13 protein-coding genes are annotated in these 15,780 nt (G+C 69.5%); 9 read left to right on the top strand and 4 right to left on the bottom strand.

Features of this window, described 5'->3' with window-relative positions; translation table 11 throughout:
• The 3 genes from ACZ418_RS41650 to ACZ418_RS41660 form a co-directional block, all read right to left on the bottom strand.
• Positions 1 to 774, bottom strand: coding sequence for a thaumatin family protein (locus tag ACZ418_RS41650; RefSeq protein WP_468373758.1), 774 nt, complete (start codon positions 772 to 774; stop codon positions 1 to 3).
• Positions 775 to 1,017: 243 nt separating this feature from the next.
• Positions 1,018 to 1,752, bottom strand: a complete 735-nt coding sequence (locus ACZ418_RS41655; RefSeq protein ID WP_468373790.1) for a chitinase — start codon at positions 1,750 to 1,752, stop codon at positions 1,018 to 1,020.
• Between the two features lie 552 nt (positions 1,753 to 2,304).
• On the bottom strand, positions 2,305 to 4,608 hold the full coding sequence (locus tag ACZ418_RS41660; RefSeq protein ID WP_468373761.1) for an ATP-binding protein: 2,304 nt from the start codon (positions 4,606 to 4,608) through the stop codon (positions 2,305 to 2,307).
• A gap of 655 nt (positions 4,609 to 5,263) precedes the next feature.
• On the opposite strand from ACZ418_RS41660, the gene ACZ418_RS41665 reads away from it, so the two are divergent.
• Positions 5,264 to 5,860, top strand: coding sequence for a TetR/AcrR family transcriptional regulator (locus ACZ418_RS41665; protein WP_468373764.1), 597 nt, complete (start codon positions 5,264 to 5,266; stop codon positions 5,858 to 5,860).
• A gap of 160 nt (positions 5,861 to 6,020) precedes the next feature.
• Entirely contained in the window at positions 6,021 to 6,305 is a 285-nt protein-coding gene (locus ACZ418_RS41670) for a hypothetical protein (protein WP_468373766.1), read from the top strand.
• Positions 6,306 to 6,524: 219 nt separating this feature from the next.
• On the opposite strand, the gene ACZ418_RS41675 is transcribed toward ACZ418_RS41670, so the two are convergent.
• Entirely contained in the window at positions 6,525 to 7,214 is a 690-nt protein-coding gene (locus ACZ418_RS41675) for a GntR family transcriptional regulator (RefSeq protein ID WP_468373768.1), read from the bottom strand.
• Positions 7,215 to 7,328: 114 nt separating this feature from the next.
• Here ACZ418_RS41675 and ACZ418_RS41680 point away from each other — a divergent pair, with 114 nt between their 5' ends.
• The 7 genes from ACZ418_RS41680 to ACZ418_RS41710 all read left to right on the top strand — a co-directional run bounded on the left by ACZ418_RS41680 (position 7,329) and on the right by ACZ418_RS41710 (position 15,579).
• Positions 7,329 to 8,801, top strand: a complete 1,473-nt coding sequence (locus tag ACZ418_RS41680; RefSeq protein WP_468373771.1) for an MmgE/PrpD family protein — start codon at positions 7,329 to 7,331, stop codon at positions 8,799 to 8,801.
• A 22-nt stretch (positions 8,802 to 8,823) separates the two neighbouring features.
• Complete coding sequence (locus tag ACZ418_RS41685) at positions 8,824 to 9,693, top strand: isocitrate lyase/PEP mutase family protein (protein WP_468373774.1); 870 nt, start codon at positions 8,824 to 8,826, stop codon at positions 9,691 to 9,693.
• Positions 9,693 to 10,946, top strand: a complete 1,254-nt coding sequence (locus tag ACZ418_RS41690) for a 3-isopropylmalate dehydratase large subunit (protein ID WP_468373776.1) — start codon at positions 9,693 to 9,695, stop codon at positions 10,944 to 10,946. Before ACZ418_RS41685 ends, ACZ418_RS41690 begins: the two co-directional genes overlap by 1 nt.
• Positions 10,946 to 11,452, top strand: a complete 507-nt coding sequence (locus tag ACZ418_RS41695) for a LeuD/DmdB family oxidoreductase small subunit (RefSeq protein ID WP_468373779.1) — start codon at positions 10,946 to 10,948, stop codon at positions 11,450 to 11,452. The genes ACZ418_RS41690 and ACZ418_RS41695 overlap by 1 nt, the downstream gene beginning before the upstream one ends.
• Before the next feature lie 113 nt (positions 11,453 to 11,565).
• Positions 11,566 to 12,264 (top strand): MBL fold metallo-hydrolase, encoded by a 699-nt coding sequence (locus tag ACZ418_RS41700; RefSeq protein ID WP_468373780.1) that lies wholly within the window; start codon positions 11,566 to 11,568, stop codon positions 12,262 to 12,264.
• A 916-nt stretch (positions 12,265 to 13,180) separates the two neighbouring features.
• Positions 13,181 to 14,194, top strand: a complete 1,014-nt coding sequence (locus ACZ418_RS41705) for a LacI family DNA-binding transcriptional regulator (protein ID WP_468373782.1) — start codon at positions 13,181 to 13,183, stop codon at positions 14,192 to 14,194.
• A gap of 137 nt (positions 14,195 to 14,331) precedes the next feature.
• Positions 14,332 to 15,579, top strand: a complete 1,248-nt coding sequence (locus ACZ418_RS41710; protein ID WP_468373784.1) for a sugar ABC transporter substrate-binding protein — start codon at positions 14,332 to 14,334, stop codon at positions 15,577 to 15,579.
• Positions 15,580 to 15,780 lie beyond the last annotated feature (201 nt).

Here is a 15,780-nt window from a genome sequence, read left to right on the forward strand (position 1 = left end):
TCACGAGGCGCGGTGGAAGGTCACGACGAAGCCGCTGCACTTGCTGCACTGCCGCATCACCTTGTTGCCCGGCTCCTGGTCCTGCCGGGACCACCCATAGGCCTTCGGGCAATGGGAGGCGATCATGTCGCTGTAGGCGGTCTTGGCGTCCCGGTTGGGATTGGTGCACAGCATCGGCTTGCCGTCCGCCCAGCGCGTCAGATTGCCCGCGGGGCAGTTCGGCAGCAGGTTGTTCGCGCAGCCCACCGTGTCGCACCCGCCACCGCCGGGGCTCACGTTCTGGGGGGCGATCGTGATCGGCACCGAGAACGCGTTCACGTAGCTCACGTCGTACCAGGGAGCGACAGCGTCCTTGGAGTCGAAGTTGAACTCCGCGAGGCTGGCGGGCTGTTCTCCGGTGTCCTTGGCGCAATGGTCGGCGAACTTGCCGCAGTCCCCGACCGCACAGTGGAAGTTGCTCCCCGGTGTCCCGGTACATCCCATGCGCGCGAAGAACTTTCCGCGCCAGTAGCCGGGCGCCGTCGTCTCGGGAATGGTCACCTTCGCCGACTGGCCGGGCTCCAGGATCGGCAGCTTGTCGAAGTTCTTCGACCCGTCGGCGTTGACAGCGCTGCCGATCCAGATCTTCCTGCCGGTGCTGTTGACGAACGTGACCGTGTGGTCGATCGCCGCAGCGGCAGCCGGTGCGGCGGAGCGTGGAGCAACCGCACCCGCACCCGTACTCGGTGTGGCCACCAACAGCGCCGCTGCGATCGCGGCGACCAGGGCGGTCACGAGGGTTGACAGGGAAAGTCGCAGGGGGATTCTCAGAGGTGTTCTGCGCATGATTCCTCGCCGGATGACGTCAACGATCGGGTTCTGAAGGGCGCGAGAAGGCGACCGCAGCAAGGCCGGGGGGAGGCCGGTTGTGTGCCGGCCTCCTGGGGCCAAGAGGGTCGCCCGCCGGCCGGGGCACCACGGTGGGTGCGACAGCGAGCGATGCGGCGTGGGGGTGATGATCCGCCGCCACCAGCGCGATCAGCAGGTCAGCTTGTCCCCGGGGGTGACATTCAGGGTCTGCGTGAACTGGCGGTAGAGGTTGACCCGGTCCTGCATCTCGGCGGGGTTCTGGCCGTTGCACTCCAGCGCACCGTTGATGCTGCGGATCGTCTCACCGAATCCGGCACCGCTGACCATCGCCTTGTGCGGCGTCATGGAGCCGGGACCCGACTGAGTGGTCCAGTACCACAGGGCGGTCTTCCACGAGATCGTGGCGTCGGTCTCCACGAGGTTCGGGTTGTGCAGCAGGTCGATGCCCAACGCGTCACCCGCTGCCTTGTAGTTGAAGTTCCAGCTCAGCTGCATCGGTCCGCGGCCGTAGTAGGCCGCCTGGCCGGCCGGGCAGCCGTACGGCTGGCTCGCGTCGCAGTAGTGCGGGTAGTTGGCGGGGTTCTGCTCCTTTGTGTACCGCAGGCCGCCGGTCTCATGGCTGACGTTGGCCAGGAAGGCGGCCGCCTCCTGCTTCTTGACCGTGTCGCTGCCCGTGTGGGCGAAAGCCGGGAAGGAGTTCATCGCGTTGCGCAGCCCGGCATAGGTGTAGAACGGGTTCTTGTTCGGGAACATGTGCTGGAACTGGGCTTGGCTCACGACGAAGTCGGCCGAGGCCGCCACGGGCTGTGCGGTCACGGCTGTGGCAGAAACGGCGGGAAGGGCGATCGTCGATGCGGCGGCCGCCACGGCTGCGGCGGCTACGGCCATACGTGAGACGGACATGACAATACGCACGGAGAACTCCTCGAAGGGTGCCTGGATGGGGAGGACGATCCGCTTCCGGCGCGACCACCGCTGCACGACCGCAATCGCACGGACGAGGGCGGCGTCGAATCAGCAGGCGGGCCTCTTCCTTTCGGTCACCGCCACGGGATCGAACTGCGCCTCCAAGATTCCTCGTCCTGGAGGGCCGCCGCATCGGCAATGCCCCCCGTTACGCCGACGTGACGCGGACTCCGCTCCCGTCTTCGCCGCCCCGTCGCATGGGACACGGGGCATGCGGCCTCCGAGCGGGCCCCGGCGCCTGTGACGCAGGACGGCGGCTCGCGGCCGTAGAGGAAGACATCACGCGTCGGCGGATCGGGCGGCCTCGCAGTCTCGGCGTCAGCTAAAGCGGCAACAGCACGACGTACGAGCGCACAAAAAGGCGCCGCCAGGGGTCATTCATCTCCCCTGGCGGCGCTGGCCGCCGTGCCTTCTCAGCCCGGCGGCTCGGATGCGGCTCCGGTTCGTCAACCGCGAATCAGCGGACGTGGTCCCCCGTGACGAACACCGTTACACCACGGACCCGGCTCCGGCCCCTCCATCGGCGTGTGTGGGCATGGCCTGCGCCCGCCGTGCGGACCATGCGGCGACATGGGTACGGGAACGCAGTCCGAGTGTGGTGCGGATGTTGCGGACGTGGGTCTCGACGGTGCGAACCGACAGATACAACCGGGCCGCTATCTGTCGATTGGTGAGTCCGGCAGCCACCAGGTCGCTCACTTCCCGTTCGCGCGGGCTGAGCGGGTCGTCCCCACCGGTCGCGGTTGCCGGCCGTCCGTCCCGTGCGTAGTCCACGATCTGTCGTGGACCCAGCCGACGCCCTGCCGCAAGCGCACCTTCGGCCCGGGCCTTGGGCAGCGCCCTCAGTGCTGTGGCCGCCGCCTCCTCCACCTGCGCCCGGAACCAGGGAGGCAGTACGAGGGCCGCGGACACGTCGTACCTTTCGACGGCCGCGAGCAGCCGCAGCGCCCGCTCGAACCGACCGCCCCGCGCCGCGCTGACAGCCAGGCCCCAGAGCGCGGGACCGGCTGCGCCCAGGTGAGCCGCGTCGCTCACCTGGTCCGTGTCTCCCAGCGCCTCGGCGAAGTAGGCCTCCGCCGCAGCGCAGTCGTCCCGTTCCAGGGCAAGGGCGCCGGCCGTGTGCAGGATCACTCGTAGCAGGACCGGATTGGCTTCGCCCCGCAGGATCGGGAGGGCTTCGTCAACCAGCCGCACCGCCTGGACCGTATCGCCGCCGCCAAGCAGCTGCCAGGCGAGAAGGATCAGGCAGAACGCGGTCATGACGCGATCGCCGACCCGGTGGCTGATCTCCAAACACTCCTCGAGATCGGCCTTCGCGCTCTGGTCGCCGTGTTGCGTCCGGGCCAGGCTCAGCACCAGCAGCATGCGGCAGATCAGATGATCGCGGCGCCGCGGGCGCCGGCGCTCGAGCGTCACTGCCCGCTGCGCAAGCTGTACCGCTTCGCCGGCGTTCCCCTCCCACGCGATGAGCAGCGCCTGCATGCACAGAGCGATGCTGCGGTCGCCCGCCCCCGGATCCGTACGGTCCAACGCCCCGGCCAGCATCGTCAGGGACTCCGCCGCGTACCCCCGGTTGATGTCCACGAGGGCCAGTGCCCCGGCGAGGAGGAGCTGGCGTGGGTCGCTTCCCTCGCTCAACCACTGCAGCAGAGACGTGAGGTTGTCGCGTTCCTCGTCCAGCCGCCGGCAGGTCCTGGCAGGCGTGAGCGCTGCCTCCCGTAACGGGCGTGCGAGCTCCGCCAGCCAGTCCACGAGACGGTTGTAGGCCCGTATCTCCTCGCCCTCGGCACGGAGCCGTTCGTGCCCGTAACACCGGATCGACTCCAACATCCGGAACCGGGCGGAACCCGCCCGGTCGGCACCGGGGACGATGAGGGACTTGGCTTCAAGGCCGGCCAGCAGTTGCGGCACGGCCGACGGGGGTATGTCATGGTCCGCGGCGACGGCCGTGGCGGCATCCGTCCCGAACCCGCCCGGCAACAGCGACAGTGACCGGAACAGCGACCGCTCCTGAGGCGTCAGCAGGTCATAGCTCCATTCGATGGCCGAGCGAAGACTCTGGTGACGTCGATCCGCCGTACGCCATCCGCATGTCAGGAGAGAAAGGCGGTCGTCCAGCCGATGGTGAATCTCGCTCGGCGGAAAGGCCCGCATGAGACCGGCCGCCAGCTCGAGCGCCAGCGGCAGCCCGTCGAGCCCGGCGCATAACGCGACGACGTGTACGGCGTTGTCCTCGGTGAGCTGGAATCCGCGGGAGACAGCCTGCGCCCGGTGGACGAACAGCCGGACGGCGTCGGAGCGCAGCAAGCCGGCGAGCGAGCCGCCGCCATCGGGATCCGGCAGGGAGAGACCGCCCACCGAGTACACCGTCTCGCCCGGCAACCGTAATGGTTCGCGACTGGTGGCCACGACGCGCAGGCCCGGATGCCGAGGGAGTAACGCGCTGAGAGCCGGCCCGCAGTCGTCGAGCACATGCTCACAATTGTCGAGCACCAGAAGCCGATCACGGTCGGGGCCCGTCCCCCTCCGTGCCCCCACCATCGGGGAAGGCGCTTCCCCGGCCCGCGCGAGCGCCTCGGTGATCCGCTGCCGCGCCTGCTCCCCCGTCGCCGCCGACGCCAGTTCGACAACGCTGACTTCACAGCGTCCGCCGCGCTGTTCAAGGGCAGCCAACTCCACCGCCAGGCGTGTCTTGCCCACGCCCCCAGGCCCTGTCAGGGTCAGCAGTCGCGTATCACGCACCAGCCGCTTGAGCTCCACCAGCTCATCGGTGCGGCCGATCAAACTGCTCAATCGGGCTGTTCCGGTCGCAGTCGAAGCACTGATTCCGTCGTCCTTGAGCCGCTGGCGGTAGGCGCGCTGACGGCAGGCGTTCGAGCAGTATCGCTGACGCGTTTTCCTGGCCCTGATGTCATCTGCGGAGCCTCGGCGAATAGGTCTGCCGCACATATCGCAAGAGAACGTGGGTGTTTCAAGCCGAATCCCATGAGAATCCCCGTCGCGCTGCACCTGATACTCCTTTCGCGAGTCGGGTGATAGGGCAAGGCGTTGGCGCCGGCCGGAAAGTCGTTGCGGCGACGCCGGATGACACATCCTCACGAAAAAGTGGGCGGTGGTGTGTCCAGGCGGCGTTTACGTGCAGCGGTCGGTTGTCACTCGGACTCACCGACGCTGAACAGGCGATTCCTTTCTGTCCCACATCCTATTGACCGCATTGATTCTGAGGACGACATCGCCAATGGGACTTTCGGGGGCCTGTTCACTGCCGCCTGTCGGGGGTGAGCGCATGGGTATGGCTGATCACACCCTTCGGAACCCATCCGGTCCGTGGGCCGACCTCGGCGGCCGGCGGCACGAGTGAAGCACAGCAGCTGACGGTTCTTCAACCACTGAAGTTTTTAAGCCACTTAAGATTTTGCGTCGCTATGGAACCTGCTAGGTTCGATGTGTGACCGAAAGGAATCGTTCAGCGCCCGGCCTGCGGGAGCGCAAGAAGGCCCGCTGCCGCAGGGCACTGGCCGACGCGGCCTTGCGGCTGTTCCTCGAACGCGGCTACGACGCCGTCACCGTGGCGGAGATCGCCGATGCCGCCGAGGTCTCGGTGCCGACCCTGTTCTCCTACTTCCGCAGCAAGGAAGCGCTGCTCTTCGACCTGGAGCCGGAGATCGACGCCGGCCTCGTTGCCGCGGTCAGTCAGCGCTCTCCAGGCCGTGACGTGCTCGACGCGGTGCAGGAGTTCCTGCTGTCACTGCCTACAGCGGATCCGCGCGAGCGGGAACAGTTCGAGGCGTTCCTCGCCCTCGTGCACGGCACCCCGGCACTGCGCGTCCACTGGCAGCAGATGTGGCTACGGCACGCGGACACCCTGGCGGGCGCGCTCGCGGACGACCGTGGCCTGGAGACTCCCGACCTGCGGATCCGCGCAGTGGCCCGATTCATCATCGACGCAGTGACGCTCGCCATACTCGAACCGGATCCGCCGGCAGCGCTGGCCGACCTGCTCGCCCTGCTGCGCTCCGGGCTGGACGCCACCGGCCTGCCCTGATCGACCACCGACCTGCCAGTCACCCCGGGAGCCTTGGAGCGCCTGCGGTCATGACGGACGGCCCAGCCCCTCAAGCCCTGCTGATCGGCGCCACTTTCGTGGGAGCACTCGCCAGGCCCCGCTCTTGTCGGGGCTCGCCGACCGCTACGGACGACGGTGCGTGTTCCAGACCGATCTCGTCGGACACGCCGTCGTATCGGTGGTGTCGGCCTCCGCTCAGGACGCGACATCCCTCATCGCGCTGCGGGTCCTGCTCGGTATTCGGTCGGGGGGCGAACCCGCCTTGGCGGACACGCACTTGATCGAGCTGATGCCCGCGGCCCGACACGGCCGTATGCTCGCCCACGCCTATGTCTTCGGGATGCTGGCCGCCTTTCGGCGGCGTGTGCTCCGGCAGCCGGGCTGCCCCACTCGATCGCCGGGATCTCCCGCCGGCGGTGGCTGATGCCGCCGGCCCGGGCCGGCGCGGCTGGGATGTGGCCGCTGCGTCGTCAGCTGCCCGAATCGGCACGCCGACCGGCCTTGCACCGCCCCAGGCGGACCCTTCCGCAAGGCTCACGAACGGCCCGCGCGTGGCTCCCATGCGCCTGTAGCACCGCTGTGGCCGAGGCGGGTCCGAGGACCAATACAGCACCGCTGGAAGGTATGTGGAGTGGTGCGGCGGTCAGCCCTGCTCGGCAGGTGCGAGCAGGCGGTGGAAGTCGCCCTGCCCGCCGCTGCGGTGCTGCGCCAGGCGGCGCAGCGCGAGCGGTACGTCGCCGTGGTCGAAGGCGTCGACGATGCCCTCGTGCTCGTCGAGGATGGCCTGCGCCCGCGCGCGGTCACCGTCGGCGGCCGCGCGCCGGTAGGACAGGGCGCGGTGCGGTTCGAGGGCTTCCCACAACTGGGTGATGAAGCGCAGCAGCCACTCGTTGTCACAGCGGTCGAGCAGGGCGAAGTGGAACCGCCGGTTGGCCCTGATCACGCCCAGCGCGTCGGCCGCGTCGACGGCGGCCCGCTGCTCCCTGAGAGCGGAGCGCATCGCGGCGATGTCCTCGTGGCGCAGGCGGGCGGCGGCACACTGCTCTGCCTCGGCCTCCAGCAGCTCCCGGACCCGGAAGATTCCGTCCACACTGTCGGGTCTCAGTTCGGTGACCGTGTAGCCGCGCTGTGGCGCGTAGGTGACGATGCCCTCGCTCGCGAGCGTCTTGAGGGCCTCGCGGACCGGGATGACGCTCAGCCCCAGCTGCTCGGCGGCCGCGCTCTGCCGGATAGGGGCGCCCGGTTCGAGGTCGCCGCGCACGATCGCGTCGCGCAGCTCGGCCAGGGCCGCGGCCTCGGCGGTGCGGGGGAGAGAGGTTCGCTTCAGTGCCACACCGACATGCTAGCGAGCAATCGCCAAAACTAGATGTTATAAATTCTAATGTGCATGTGGCCGTCGAGCGCGGCCACTCCTTGCCGCTGCTGTGCATCAATGGAGGTGAGCGGGGTGTCCGCACCGACACCGACGGCTGCTGGAAAGGCCGCCTTTCCACAAGGGCCCACCGACCCCGACGGCCCCACGGGCCGCCTGGCCCGCTGGCTGAGCAGTACGACACTGGACGACATCCCGGCCCGGGTACGGGAACGCGCCGCCCACCTCGTCCTCGACGGCCTGGGCTGTGCCCTCATAGGCGCGCAACTCCCTTGGTCTCGCAGGGCTGTTGATGCCGTCCTGGCCATGGAGGGCGCCGGGAGCACACCGCTCATCGGCTGGGGGTGTTCCGTCGGCGGCCCGGCGGCCGCGGTACTGAACGGCACCTTCATCCAGGGCTTCGAACTCGACGACTACTTCCCCCGCGCTCCGCTGCACAGCGCGTCCCTCGTGCTGCCCGCCCTGCTCTCCACCGCGGCGTCGCAGGGCAATGTCTCCGGGGCGGACTTCCTGCGCGCCACCGTCCTCGGGTTCGAGACCGGCCCGCGTGTGGGGCTCGCGCTGCACGGTTCACAGATGCTCTCGCGCGGCTGGCATTCGGGATCCGTGTTCGGCACCCATGCCGCGGCGGCCTCCTGCGGAGCACTGCGCGGACTGGATCCGGCCGCCTTCGAGGACGCACTGGGCCTGGCGGCCACTCAGTCCGCCGGCCTGATGGCCGCCCAGTACGAGGCCATGTCCAAGCGCATGCACCACGGCTTCGCCGCCCGCAACGGGTTCTACGCCGCCGGGCTCGCGCAGTCCGGTTACACCGGCATCAAAAGGGTCTTCGAGCGGCCGTACGGCGGATTCCTGTCCACCTTCGGCGAGGGCCACGATCCGGATGCCTCCCAGATCGCCAGCGACCTGGGCGAGGTGTGGCACACCGAAGGCATCACCGTGAAGATCCACGCCGCGATGGGCGGCCTGCATCCTGCCATCGATGCCGTTCTGGCCCTGTCGACCGACCGGGCGCTCACCACGGACGACATCGAGTCGATCCGCATCGATGTCCCCGAGGCGATCCACCACCATGGCTGGTGGCGGCCCGAGCGCCCCCTCACCACCATCGGCGCCCAGATGAACATCGGCTACGCCGTCGCGGTCGCCCTGCTGGACGGCCAGGTCGGTCCCGCACAGTTCCACGACGAGCGCATCAACGCCGCCGACGTGTGGCAGCTGATCGAGCGCACCGAGGTCCACCTCGACAACGCCCCCCAGGACCCTGCCTGGACCGAACCGGGCTACAACACCCGCGTCACTCTCACCCTGCGCGACGGCCGGGAGCTGACCCGCGCGCTCAACCAGCCGCACGGCGGCCCGGACGACCCGCTGACCAACGCGGAGATCCGCGCCAAGTACCGGGCCCTGACCACCCAAGTCACCGACGCCTCCCGCGCGGCCGAGATCGAGCGGCTCGTACTCGACCTCGAGAACCAGGACCGCGTCGACGGCCTGATCGACCTGCTCGCCGCCCCCGTCCGCGGCGCCCTCGATCCGTACACGTAGGACACGAAGGGAAGACAACGCCATGCCATCCTCCCCGGGCGCCCGCTTGCGCACGCTGATCGAAGAGGGCCGACTCACCGTCGCCCCCGGTGTGTTCGACGGCCTGAGCGCCTCACTCGTCGCCCGCACCGGATTCGCCGCCGCCTATTTCACCGGCGCCGGTGTCGCGGTCGCCGGGTTCGGACTGCCCGACATCGGGCTGCTGACCCAGACCGAGATGACCGACCGCGCCCGCATCGCCGCCGAAGCGCTCGGCGACGTGCCGTTGATAGCCGACGCCGACACCGGCTACGGCGCCCCGATGAACGTCGTACGCACCGTGCACGCCTACGAACGCGCCGGTGCCGCCGCCATCCAGCTCGAGGACCAGGCATTCCCCAAGAAGTGCGGCCACCTGCCCGACAAGGAACTCATCCCGGCCGACGCCTTCATCGCCAAGCTGGGCGCGGCACTGGAGGCACGCACCGACGCACTGATCATCGCCCGCACCGACGCCCGCGGCCCCCTCGGCGTCGACGCCGCCATCGAGCGCGCCGGCCGGTATGCCGCGGCCGGCGCGGACGTCGTCTTCGTCGAGGCTCCGGAATCAGTCGAGGAGATCGAGAAGATCGCCGCTTCGATCGACGCGCCCCTGCTCATCAACATGGTGCAGGGCGGGCTGACCCCCGACACCGCGCCGGAGCGGCTCGCTGCCCTCGGCTACCGCATCGCCATCCACCCCGGCGCCCTGCTCGCGCCGTACGTGTTGCACGGCCTGGAGGCCCTGACCCGCCTCGGCGGCACCCTGCCCGAGGTCACCCCCGGACCGCAGGGCCTGTTCGAACTCGTCGGCCTGCGCGCCTGGTCCGCGATCGGCGAGCGCCACCGCGACCACAAGGAGAAGGTCTGCTGATGGGCATGACCATGATCGAGAAGATCCTCGCCCGCAAAGCCGGCGTCCCGGAGGTCCGCCCGGGCCAGACCGTGGTGTGCGACGTCGACATGACCGTCATGATCGACCTACAGTTCGCCACCGGCTGGGTCCAGCCCCTGAAGATCAACGACCCGCACAAGGTCGCGGTCGTCATGGACCACGCGGTGCCCGCCCCCAACGTCCATGACGCCATAGGGGGCACCCATGCGCGAGCCTTCGCCCGCGCCTTCGGGATCGAGAAGTTCCACGACGTCGGGCGGCACGGCATCTGCCACCAGGTGATCGCCGAGAACGGCCTCGCCCGCCCCGGCGAGATCCTCGCCTGCACCGACTCCCACACCTGCGCGGCGGGCGCGTACAACACCGCCGCTCGCGGCCTCGGCCCGGCCGAGGTGTACTCCGTCATGTGCACCGGCAGGACCTGGTTCCAGGCCGCGCCCACCATCCGCTACGAACTCACCGGCACCAGACCGGCAGCGGTCTCGGGCAAGGACATCTTCCTGCACATCGCGGGCACGTACGGAGACGCCACCAACCACAACCTCGAATACGGCGGATCCGGCCTCGCCTCCCTCCCGATGAACGACCGGCGCACCATCGCCACCCAGGGCGCCGAGATCTCCGCCGACTTCTGCACCTTCCCCATCGACGACCTCGCCCGCGACTTCCTCGCCGACCACGGCGCACCCCCCGGCACCTACGAGGCGGCCGACCCCGACCCCGACGCCACCTATGCCGCGGTCCGCACCATCGACCTGTCCTCCCTGGAACCCCACGTCGCCCGCCCCGGCACCGTCAGCAACAACGCCCTGCCGATATCGGCGATGGAAAAACGGCCGATCAACCAGTGCTTCATCGGCTCGTGCGCCAACGGCCAGCTCGAAGACCTGCGCATCGCCGCCGAGATCGTACGCGGACGCCAGGTCGCCCCCGGCATACGGCTGTTGGTCACTCCTGCCTCCCAGCAGGTCTACCGCGATGCCATGCGGGCCGGCTACCTGCAGGACCTCGCCGACGCCGGAGCCGTGGTCACCAACTCCACCTGCGGCGCCTGCTTCGGGTACCACATGGGCCTGCTCGCCCCCGGGGAGGTCTGTCTGACGTCCTCGACCCGCAACTTCACCGGCCGCATGGGCAGCCCCGACGCGGAGATCTACATGGCGTCCCCCGCCACCGTCGCCGCCTCCGCCCTCACCGGCCACATCACCGACCCGCGAGGGGAGCTGAACTGATGGACACCCAACTCACCGGCGCGGTCTGGGCCGTCGGCGACGGCGTCAGCACCGACGCCATGTACCCGGCGTTCGCCATGAAACTGCCCGTCCCCGAAGCCGCGAAGCACATCTTCTACGAGCTGCGCCCCGGCTGGACCGACCAGGTCGCCCCTGGCGACATCGTCGTCGCCGGACGCAACTTCGGCCTCGGATCCTCCCGGCCCGTCGCCGCCCTCTTCCGGGAACTGGGCGTGGCCGCGCTGGTGGCCGAAGAGTTCAACTCTCTGTTCCTGCGCAACTGCATCAACCACGGCCTGCCCGCCCTCACCGTGCCCGGCGTCACGTCCGCCTTCACCGACGGTGCCACGATGTGCCTCGACTTCGCCGAGGGCTGGGTCGAGAACACCGCAACAGGCCTGCGTCTGCAGGGCGGGGCGCTGCCGCCGATGGTTCTCGACATCCTCGCCGCCGGCGGCATCCTGCCCAGGCTCGCCCGCGAAGGCTACCTTCCGACACCGGGCTGACCAGGCCCTGCACCGAGCGCAACACGGCGTGGGTGACCGTCGCTCCGTTCCCGACCACCGCGCCGATCGCCGACCCGCCACCCCATGACCAGCCACCTGTCAGGACACCACTCATGCACCAACGCATCGCCCCCGGCATTGTGCGTATCGCCACGAGCAAGCGCGACAACGCCTTCCTCGTCGACGGCGACGACGGATTCACCCTGGTCGACGTCGGCTGGTCCAAGGCGCCCCGCGCCCTCCTCGACACCGTTGCGGCACTCGGCCGCAAGCCGTCCGACATCCGCCGCATCGTGCTCACCCACGCCCACCCCGATCACGTCCAGGGCGCCGCCGAACTGCGCCGCCACACCGGCGCCCACATCCTCATCCACGCAGCCGACCGGCCCTGGCTGGAGGCCGGACGCGTCCCCGCCGAGGGGCGTTGCGGAGCGTTGGGCCGGTTCATCGACCGGCTGCCGGCCCTCCACTGGCAGCCGGTCGAAGCGGACGCCGACCTGGCCGACGGCGACCTCGTGCAGAACTCTGACGGGCTGCGGGTCATCCACACCCCGGGCCACTCGCCCGGACACATCGTGCTGCTTCATGAACCCACCGGGACCCTCCTGGTCGGGGACGCCCTCTTCAACCGAGGAAAGCTGGCCCTGGGCCCCGATGCCTTGGCCGCGGACCCGGACCTGCGTCCGGCAAGTCTGCGGCTCCTTCCGCATGACCTCGTCACAACCGTCGGCTTCGCCCATGGCACCCCGCTGGGCGAAGCCGACATCCCCGCTTTCCGGGAGTTCGTGGAGCGCCTGCCGCGTCACGGGTGATCCCGGTCGTACCTCAGGAGATGGGACGCCGAGCCGGGCGGACTGGGGGGCTGCCGGTACAGGTTGGGCAGCGCGCCCTGAGCCTGGACGGCAGGCGGCGAAGTAGTCCTTGGGGTCGTTCAGCCGGCTGACCTTGTCGAGCTCCGCTCGCCGGTGCCGAACGCGCGTCCCCGAGAATTTCGCGAGGCAGACGGACGTACGCACCATCGGAGTCGGGCCCCCGCCGGGCAGGGCCAGAGCCTTGCCGCCATCCGCGCCCGCGACGGACTGGGCGGTGGAGCCGTTCACCAGGCTCGCAGTGAGCCCGTTGCCGGAACCCTCAGCGATCTTTCCGGAGGCGAGGTCGTCCTGGTCGAAGGTGTAGTGGGCGGCTGGCTGGGGCGGGTCCGCCGCCTGGGCGGGGGCGGCCGGCGCGGCCGGCAGGCCCGTGCCCAGAGCGACGGCCACGGCGGCCGGCGCCCGGCGTCGCCGGGCGGGTCTGTCAGCGGACGGCATGGATGGCGTCCTCCGATTCCTCAAGTACGTGGATCCCGATGGCGGCGCTCGTCGAACCGATTCGATTGCACGGCGACAGCGCCATGAAGGTCTTCTGGACGGCGGGGTCGGTTCCCCCGCGCTCCGGGGGAGGCGCGGCGTATGGGCATGACTGCCGGAGGATTGCTTCATCGAACCGGTTCGGGAAGCTAGCACCGGGGAGGCCGACCGGCAATCCCTCCGACACAAGGTTCTCCGCCTCGCGATACGGGGTCGGAAAGGTCAATCCTCAAGTGTTGACAAGGAGTTCGAGGAGTTCCTACCTTCGCTTCACGCGAACCGGTTCGACAACCGGCTCTCGCCCCTCATCCCATCCACGCCCTCACGACCGGCGGCCGCTCCCTCTTCGGAGGTGTCGAGCCGGTTCGAGCAAGGAGTCACCGTGAACATCGGTGAGATCGCCCGGCGGGCCGGTGTCTCCCGGAGCACCGTCTCCTACGCGCTGAGCGGCAAGCGCCCGGTCTCGGACGACACGCGCCGGAAGATCCAGCGGGTCATCGACGAGTTGGGCTACCGCCCGAACGCCAGCGCACGCGCCCTTGCCAACGGCCGGACCAACACGATCGGTCTGGTATTCCCACCGGCCGGCAACCACTACACGGGGATGCAACTGGACTTCATCGGCAGTGTGGTGGAGGCCGCCGCGGCCTACGACTACGACGTCCTGCTGTCACCGAGCGGTGTGGACAGCGACCGCTCGTTCCAGCGACTGCTGGGGGAGCGCCGCGTCGACGGCGCGATCCTGATGGAGATCAGACTCGAGGACGACCGGGTCGACCACCTGGCGGAACTGGACTTTCCCTCGGTCGCCATCGGCCGCACCGCCCACCCGGAGGGAGGCTGGTGGGTCGGCCTGGACCACACCGTGCTGGCCGCGGCCTGTGTGCACCACCTGGCGGATCTCGGCCACCGCAGGGTCGCCTTCGTCAACCGTCCCGAGCAGCTGCTGCGGGCCGGATACGAGTCCGCGCACCGCGGTCTGGACGGCTTCACCAAGGCTGCGGCCGAGCGCGGGCTGACGGTGCGGACGTACTGCTGCGGGGACGACGCCGCATCAGGCCAGGCATGCCTGGAGCAGATCCTGCACGACGACCCGGCCACCACAGCCCTGGTCACGCTGAACGAGGCCGCGCTGGGCGGCCTGTACCGGGGGCTCGCCCAGGCGGGCCGCCATGTGCCGCGCGACTTCTCCGTCACCGGGGTCGTCGCCAGCCGGTGGGCGGAGACGGTGACCCCGCAGCTCACCGCGGCCGACGTACCGGCGGAGGAGATGGGCCGGCGCGCCGTCGACCTGTTGGTGGAGCGGCTCGACCATCCCGAAGCGCCGCCCCGACACCACCTCCTCGTTCCGCCGATCTCCCTGCGGGCCAGCACCGGGCCCAGTGCGGCGTCCTGACCCCGTCCCAGGGGTGATCCCCGCGCACCTACCCCACCGCCGATCGTCCGACAGCTCATCGGTGCTGTTCGGCGTGCCCGTTCCTCCTCACCCCGCGCCCTAGGCACCCGCATGCCCAGAACAAAGGAACCCTCGCAATGAACAGCTCCTCCAGACAGCACCGTCTGACCGCCGCAGCCGTCACCGCCCTGGCCGTGGTCGCCGGTGCCACCGCCTGCTCCTCCGGCTCGGGCAGCAGCGGCACCCAGAGCGCCGGCAGCGGCACGTACACCATCTGGGACCCGTACCCGCAGTTCGACAAGACGTCGGACTGGGCGAAGCTGCTCGACCAGTGCGGCACCAAAGCCGGCGTGAAGATCAAGCGGACCGCCTTCGACACCAGCGACCTGGGCAACAAGACCCTGCTGGCAGCGCAGCAGGGCAACTCCCCGGACGTCCTCATCGTCGACAACCCGGTGGTGTCGACCCTCGCCGAGGCGGGCGTGCTCACCACGACCGACGACACCAGGCTGGACACCTCGAAGGTGGACCCCAACCTGCTCGCGGCCGGCCAAACCGGCGGCAAGACCTACGGCACGCCCATCGGCGCCAACACCCTCGCCCTCTACTACAACAAGCAGGTGCTGAAGAAGGCCGGCGTCGACATCGCCTCCATCAAGGACTGGAACTCGCTGACGGCGGCGCTGGAGAAGGTCAAGAAGGCCGGCAGGAAGGGCATCACCTTCTCCGCGATCGGCACCGAGGAAGGCAGCTTCCAGTTCCTGCCCTGGTTCTGGGGCTCGGGCGCCAAGCTGACCGAACTCGACTCAGCCCAGGCCGTATCCGCGCTGACCCTGTGGAAGGACTGGCTGAAGAACGGATACGCCCCCAACTCGGTCCTCAACCACACCCAGACCACCAGCTGGCAGGAGTTCGCCAGCGGCGACTACGCGTTCGCCGAGAACGGCACCTGGCAGCTCGCAGGCGCCAAGAAGGCCGGCTTCGACTATGGGGTGTTGCCCATTCCGGCCGTCGCGGGCGGCAACGCCGCCGCCCCGACCGGTGGCGAGTTCGTGACCGTCCCGGTCCAGAAGGACACCGCCCGGTATGCCACCTCCCAGAAGCTGGTGACCTGCCTGAGCAGCACGGACAACCTCTACACCACCGACACCACGCTGTCCTACGTGGCCCCCACCAGCGAGGTCCAGGACAAGCAGATCGCCACGAACGCCGACCTGAAGCCGTGGGTGGACGCGGTCAAGGTGGCCAAGGGCCGCACCAGTGACGACCTCGGCACCAAGTACCCCAAGATCTCCGAGCAGATGTGGAAGGCCGTCCAGTCCGCCCTCAGCGGGTCCAAGTCGCCCAAGGACGCGCTGTCCGCGGCCCAGTCCGCCGCCAAGTGACCCGACCACCAGGGCCCTTGATGAACCACACGACAAAGCTGCCGGAACACCGGTCCGAGCGCGTCCGGGGCGGGGGGGGGGGCGCCGCCCCGCCCCCCGCCCCCCCCCCGAAACACCCCCGGCCCCCCCCCAAACCACGGGGCCCCCGGGGGCTCCTTTCCCCGGCTGCCCCCTCCCTCACCCTCCTCTCCCCCCCCCCGC

The sequence above is a fragment of the Streptomyces sp. NPDC030820 genome, assembly GCF_055572075.1.

Bases quoted from the DNA above. Each gene is read 5' to 3' on its own strand.
- ACZ418_RS41655 (WP_468373790.1), bottom strand. From the start codon at position 1,752: ATGTCCGTCTCACGTATGGCCGTAGCCGCCGCAGCCGTGGCGGCCGCC.
- ACZ418_RS41685 (WP_468373774.1), top strand. From the start codon at position 8,824: ATGCCATCCTCCCCGGGCGCCCGCTTGCGCACGCTGATCGAAGAGGGC.
- ACZ418_RS41690 (WP_468373776.1), top strand. From the start codon at position 9,693: ATGGGCATGACCATGATCGAGAAGATCCTCGCCCGCAAAGCCGGCGTC.
- ACZ418_RS41695 (WP_468373779.1), top strand. From the start codon at position 10,946: ATGGACACCCAACTCACCGGCGCGGTCTGGGCCGTCGGCGACGGCGTC.
- ACZ418_RS41700 (WP_468373780.1), top strand. From the start codon at position 11,566: ATGCACCAACGCATCGCCCCCGGCATTGTGCGTATCGCCACGAGCAAG.
- ACZ418_RS41710 (WP_468373784.1), top strand. From the start codon at position 14,332: ATGAACAGCTCCTCCAGACAGCACCGTCTGACCGCCGCAGCCGTCACC.